We start from the raw sequence: 5,701 nt of genomic DNA, 5'->3' as shown, positions 1-5,701 counted from the left end.
GCTAGCGCAAAGACAGTGCCGAGCGATTGCGACACCAGCGCGTAGTTGCTTTGCAGATAGGCTTGCGGATTGGCGCCCCAGCCGCCGAGCGCATGGGCGATGAATGGCTTGGAGGCAAACTGCAGGCCGCTCGCCGCCAGCACGGCCATCAATATGCGATCGAGACGGTCAAGCTTTTGCCTCGATGACCAGACGATGGCCAGCCCGATGAACTGCATGACCGCATAGGGAAGCTGGTAGGCCATGATGCGGATCAGCGACTGGCGGGGCAGGTCCTGTACGAAATACACAGCTATGGTGGTGGCCAACAGGAACAACAGCATCGCCTTCCAGGGCGGCGCCACGCCGTATTTGCGGGCAAGCCCGCCATTGAACGCAATGGTGGCAGCAAGGAAGACCGCGAAGGCGGCAACGACCGGGAGCCGCGCGTCGGCAAAAGCGGGAATGGAGAATTCGATGGCCGAATAGGCCATGCCCAGCAGATAGCCAAATGCCAGCCAGCGCGCCGGCGCCCGGCCGACATCGTGGAAGGCGACCGCCATGAAGCAGGCCGCCAGCAGGCCGGCAACCGACAGATTGATCAACAGGATGAAGTTGGCGCCGCTCATGTTCTCCCGCACCCGCGCCGACAGCTAATCATCGACGGGCGAAGAAGACGTTAACGTCCTGGCCGGCCAGGATTCAGCCGGTCTTGAGCGGCTCCGGCAGGAACGCCGTTTCCGGCCGCTCATAGGACAGGCGTACACTGTCGCGGCCGTTCTTCTTGGCCTTGTAGAGCGCATCGTCGGCACGGCGCATCAGCGGCTCCAGCGCCTCGTCACCGCTGCGGGCCGCCACGCCGAAGCTTGCCGTCACCTTCGTTCCCTGGGGAAGCCCGTCGACATGGCCGGCCGAATAGACCGTGCGCACCGCTTCGGCGAACAGCCGTGCCGCGGCAAGATCGCTGAGTGGCAGCAGCACGGCGAATTCCTCGCCGCCGATACGCCCGGCAACACCGCGCGCGCCGGCCGCCGACCGAAGCTTGGCGGCGAAATCGGCAATCACGCGATCGCCCGCCCCATGCCCATGCACATCGTTGAGCGCCTTGAAATGATCGAGGTCGGCCAGCACCAACGCGACCGGGAACCGCGCCGAGGCGCAGTGCCGCAAGAGCAGCATGCCGCGCTCCTCGAAGCCACGCCGGTTGAGCAGGCCCGACAGGGGGTCGGTAAAGGTCTCGGTCTTCAACGCCTTCAACACGTCGAGTGCCGCGGCGGAAAACAGGCACAGCGCGATAAGCAGCGACAGCAGCGCGTGCGACAGCAGCGCCGTCGTCCAGTAGGACGAGCCATAGAACCCGTCATAGCTCGTGAAGGGCCCGTGCGCGATGACGACGACAAGGGTGCGCACGAAGAAGTTGACGCCCGACAGCAGCGACAGCACGAACAGGATTTTCTCCGTCGGGCCGCTGTTGCGCACCGGGCGCAGTTCGGCGGCAACCAGAAGGCTGATACCGCCGAAAGCGAAATTCATCGCCAGGATGCGCCAGGTGAGATCCGGCGCGATGAACAGGAACCAGCAGAACGACGCCAGTCCCCCGCAGGCCAGCGCGCCGATCCCCACATAGGGCACCTTGCGGCCATAGCGGTGGACGATGGCGCCGGCCAGGCAGCAGCCGGCGATGCTGAAGCAGATGTTCGACACCAGCTTGGTCAGCGGCATGCCGATCGGCAAGGTGAAATACTGAAGCAGGAAGCCCACCGCCGAGAGACTGTAGCTGAGCGCCAGCACGGCCAGATAGGGGCGGTGGCGCTGATAGGACCATAGCACGAGGAACGCCGCGCCGAGCGCCAGCGCGATCGTCGGGTTGAGCAGCGCTATGAGCAGACCCGTGTCCAAACGACTATGACTTCCCCTCGCTTACGTCGGGGAAGAGCTTAGAGGGCAAGCCCAAACAAGCGGTTAAGCCACGCGGTAGGCAGGACCGCCATCTCAAAATAATGTCAGGGAACCGCCGTCTCCGGTCAGCGTTCCTTCGTTGACAATCTGGAGCGACCGATGGCCGACACAATCACACTGACCGACCACGATGCGATCCGCTCGTGGGCTGCCGGGCGCGCCGGCTTTCCCGCAATCGTCGACATCTCGCCCGAAGCGGGGACGCAGCCCATGTTGAGGCTGGTCTTCGGCCAGCACGCCTATCAGGATCAGGACCAGCCTGAACGGCCGCTCAATGCGGGAGGCTATGAACTCGTCGAATGGGACGAATGGTTCAAGCTCTTCGAGGAACAACAGCTTGCGCTTGTGGTCGCGGCCGAACAGCCCGGACGCCGCGAGGAGTTCCACGAACTCGTCCGCCGTGACGGGAAGCGTTGACCCGAGCCGGGTGCGGCTCGGGTCCGTTCAAGTCCGGACTACTTCCACTCGCGGATGTCGACGAAATGGCCGGCGATCGCCGCCGCGGCCGCCATCGCCGGCGACACCAGATGGGTGCGGCCCTTGAAGCCTTGCCGGCCCTCGAAATTGCGGTTCGAAGTCGAGGCGCAGCGTTCATGCGGCTTCAGCCGGTCGTCGTTCATGGCCAGGCACATCGAGCAGCCCGGCTCGCGCCAATCGAAACCGGCGGCGACAAAGATCTTGTCGAGGCCTTCGGCTTCCGCCTGTTCCTTGACCAGGCCGGAGCCCGGCACGATCATCGCATCGACATGCGGGCTGACCGTCTTGCCTTCGACCACCTTGGCGACGGCGCGCAGATCCTCGATGCGGCCATTGGTGCAGGAACCGATGAAGACGCGGTCGAGCGTGATGTCGGTGATCCTGGTGCCCGGCGTCAGACCCATATAGTCGAGCGCGCGCTGCTTGGAGGTGCGCTTGTTCTCATCGGTGATGTCGTCCGGGTTCGGCACGATGCCTTGCACCGACACGACGTCCTCGGGCGAGGAGCCCCAGGAGACGATCGGCGGCAGCTTGGCCGCGTCGAGCACGATCACCTTGTCGAAATGCGCGCCCTCGTCGGACTGTAGCGTCTTCCAGTATTCGAGTGCCGCATCCCAGGCCGCGCCCTTCGGCGCGCGCGGCTTGTCCTTGACATAGGCGAAGGTCGTCTCGTCCGCGGCGATCAGGCCGGCGCGCGCGCCGCCTTCGATCGACATGTTGCAGATCGTCATGCGGCCCTCCATCGACAGCGCACGGATCGCCTCGCCGGCATATTCGATGACATAGCCGGTGCCACCGGCAGTGCCGATCTCGCCGATGATGGCCAGGATGATGTCCTTGGCGGTGACACCTTCCGGCAATTGGCCGTCGACACGCACCAGCATGTTCTTGGCCTTGCGCTGGATCAGCGTCTGCGTCGCCAGAACATGCTCGACCTCGGATGTGCCGATGCCATGCGCCAGCGCGCCGAAAGCGCCGTGCGTCGAGGTGTGGCTGTCGCCGCAGACGATGGTCATGCCGGGCAGTGTAAAGCCCTGCTCCGGACCGATGATGTGGACGATGCCCTGGCGGATATCGTTCTCGGAATAATATTCGACGCCGAAATCCTTGGCGTTCTTGGCCAGCGCCTCGACCTGGATGCGGCTTTCCTCGTTCTTGATGCCGAACTTGCGCTCGGGCGAAGTCGAGACATTGTGATCGACCACGGCCAGCGTCTTTTCCGGATGCCGGACTTTACGGCCGGTCATGCGCAGGCCTTCGAAGGCCTGCGGACTGGTCACTTCATGGACCAGGTGGCGGTCGATGTAGAGCAGGCAGGTGCCGTCTTCCTGGCGATCGACGACATGGTCGTCGAAAATCTTGTCGTAGAGGGTGCGCGGTGCGCTCATGTGCGTAAATCCGTCGATATGAGAATGGGAAAGAGCAGGTGCCGGACCTCCGGCCCGGCGAAACGACCCCGATGGGTCGGCCTAGGGTAGTCGGCTGGTCAGCGCCCCGGACACGCGCGCGGAGAAGCGCGACGGCAGGCGTTTTCTGTCCTGCAGCACGAACCCCTTGTAGGCCGGATCGCCAAAAAGCTCTTCCATGGCGTGGCTCATATCAATGTTTTGGGTTTTCGGCAATTGGAAGCTGCCTTCGCAGAACTCGGGTTCCTCGTCCTCACTTCCACACCTTCAGGGGGAGAGGAAGGAAGCCAAGATCGGAGAACGCGCCGCTCAGATCACTTCAAACACAAAAGTCTTCACCAGCGCATCCGGCTCGGCGATCGCATAGCAGCGGAACCACGGGCTTTCCTCGACCGGCCGCCATTTCCCAGTCTGCTCCAACTCATCGAACACCGCCTGGAAGCCGCCGCTCTCGAACACCCGGTCGCGCACGGTGAAGATCGCATGGCCGCCCTTGCGGATGATGCGCACCAGTTCGTGCAGGCCTGTTGCCGGCGCATGGCTGATGGTGAACACGCCTGTCGAGAAGAAGGCGCGGAAATACCCGTCCGGCCACGGCAGCGGACCGCCCAGCATTGCCTGCTTCAGTTCGCTGTAGGCATTGCGGCTGCCGGCGATCTTCAGCATATCGTCCGAGAGGTCGAGCCCCGCAATGTCGCGGTAGCCGAGCGCATTCAGCGACGGTCCCGACAGGCCGGTGCCGCAGCCGGCATCGAGCAACGGGCCATCGCCCGCCGGCACATGGCGCGCCACCCAGGCGGTGATCAGGAAAGGCAGGAGGTAGCCGAGCGAGGCGGTCTCGCTGTCATAGGTCGCGGCCCATGCGGCATAGGCCTCTTCAAGCGCTTCCGGCGTGTCGGCCGTATAGACGGAATCCAGCGCCGCATTGGCTTTGTCGACGATCATGGGACCTCCTCAACGGGAATGCTCGGGGATCGTAGCGCTGCCTTGGCCGAAAGACTATTCCTCGTGCTGGCGGCGCAGCCGCCGTTCCAGCGCCCTGAGCGCCAGCGACAGGCCGACGGTCAGGATGAGATAGATGTAGGCTGTTATCGAATAGGTCTCGAAGAAACGGAACGAGCCGGCGGCGTAGACCTTGCCCATCTGCGTGATGTCGGCAACGCCGAGCACCGAGACCAGCGAGGAATCCTTGACCAACGCGACGAAATCATTGCCGAGCGGCGGCAGGATGGTGCGGATCGCCTGTGGAAACACGATCAGCCGGAAACGCTGCGCGCGGGTCAGCCCGAGCGCCTTCGCCGCTTCGATCTGGCCCTTCTCCACCGCCTGGATGCCGGCCCGGAACACCTCCGAGATGAAAGCCGAATAGCCGATGGTCAGCGCCATGATGGCGCGCCACAACAGCGACACGTCGCGCACCAAAAGCTCGCCGAACAGGCCGGCGCTTTGCAGCGGCGCGGTCAGCGCGTTCCAGGCCGCGACGAAGGCCGGCGCGCCGGCAAAGGCGATCCAGAACAACAGTACCAGGATCGGCACGCCGCGGATGATCTCGACATAGAAGCGCGCGATCTGGCGCAGCCAGCGCGAACCCGACATTCCCATCAGCGCAACGCCGAGACCGATGGCCGAAGCCAGCACGAAGGCGACCACGGTGACGAAGATGGTGACGCCGATGCCCTTGGCGACCGTGGCGAACACCTGGGCATAGAGATTGCTGGTGGCGACGAAGACGGCCACCGCGATCGCGATGGTTACGGCTACGACAAGCCACCAGGGGAAGTCGGCTTTGGAGGAAGAGGCGGGAGGCATCAAAAGGATTGCGCCAAGGCACCCCCCTCTGGCCTGCCGGCCATCTCCCCCTCAAGAGGGGAGATTGGCAG

The 5,701-nt window shown here is 64.1% G+C and carries 5 protein-coding genes and 1 pseudogene; 1 reads left to right on the top strand and 5 read right to left on the bottom strand.

All coding sequences use genetic code 11. The annotated features are described in order from the left end of the window. Together EN914_RS21895 and EN914_RS21890 are read right to left on the bottom strand one after the other, a co-directional pair. Positions 1-608: pseudogene (locus EN914_RS21895) on the bottom strand (GGDEF domain-containing protein); the annotation flags it as partial. A gap of 73 nt (positions 609-681) precedes the next feature. Further along, positions 682-1,878 (bottom strand): GGDEF domain-containing protein, encoded by a 1,197-nt coding sequence (locus EN914_RS21890; RefSeq protein ID WP_024504987.1) that lies wholly within the window; start codon positions 1,876-1,878, stop codon positions 682-684. Between the two features lie 159 nt (positions 1,879-2,037). Between EN914_RS21890 and EN914_RS21885 the strand changes: the two genes are divergently transcribed. After that, on the top strand, positions 2,038-2,355 hold the full coding sequence (locus EN914_RS21885) for a hypothetical protein (RefSeq protein WP_013528869.1): 318 nt from the start codon (positions 2,038-2,040) through the stop codon (positions 2,353-2,355). Between the two features lie 38 nt (positions 2,356-2,393). Here EN914_RS21885 and leuC read toward each other — a convergent pair whose 3' ends face one another. The 3 genes from leuC to EN914_RS21865 all read right to left on the bottom strand — a co-directional run bounded on the left by leuC (position 2,394) and on the right by EN914_RS21865 (position 5,630). Beyond that, on the bottom strand, positions 2,394-3,803 hold the full coding sequence (gene leuC, locus EN914_RS21880) for a 3-isopropylmalate dehydratase large subunit (protein WP_013528868.1): 1,410 nt from the start codon (positions 3,801-3,803) through the stop codon (positions 2,394-2,396). A gap of 327 nt (positions 3,804-4,130) precedes the next feature. Beyond that, a complete protein-coding gene (locus EN914_RS21870; RefSeq protein ID WP_024504986.1) occupies positions 4,131-4,766 on the bottom strand; it encodes a class I SAM-dependent methyltransferase in 636 nt (211 codons plus the stop codon). 54 nt (positions 4,767-4,820) lie between these two features. After that, entirely contained in the window at positions 4,821-5,630 is an 810-nt protein-coding gene (locus EN914_RS21865) for an amino acid ABC transporter permease (protein ID WP_024504985.1), read from the bottom strand. Positions 5,631-5,701: the final 71 nt, after the last annotated feature.

Origin of the sequence: Mesorhizobium sp. M7A.F.Ca.CA.001.08.2.1, from assembly GCF_003998455.1 — a bacterium.
GTDB classification, from domain to species: Bacteria; Pseudomonadota; Alphaproteobacteria; order Rhizobiales; family Rhizobiaceae; genus Mesorhizobium; species Mesorhizobium ciceri.
This window is presented reverse-complemented; position numbering and strand designations above follow the sequence as displayed.

Excerpts from the sequence above, each read along its gene's own strand:
- EN914_RS21885 (WP_013528869.1), top strand. The coding sequence starts at position 2,038 with ATGGCCGACACAATCACACTGACCGACCACGATGCGATCCGCTCGTGG.
- leuC (WP_013528868.1), bottom strand. The coding sequence starts at position 3,803 with ATGAGCGCACCGCGCACCCTCTACGACAAGATTTTCGACGACCATGTC.
- EN914_RS21870 (WP_024504986.1), bottom strand. The coding sequence starts at position 4,766 with ATGATCGTCGACAAAGCCAATGCGGCGCTGGATTCCGTCTATACGGCC.
- EN914_RS21865 (WP_024504985.1), bottom strand. The coding sequence starts at position 5,630 with ATGCCTCCCGCCTCTTCCTCCAAAGCCGACTTCCCCTGGTGGCTTGTC.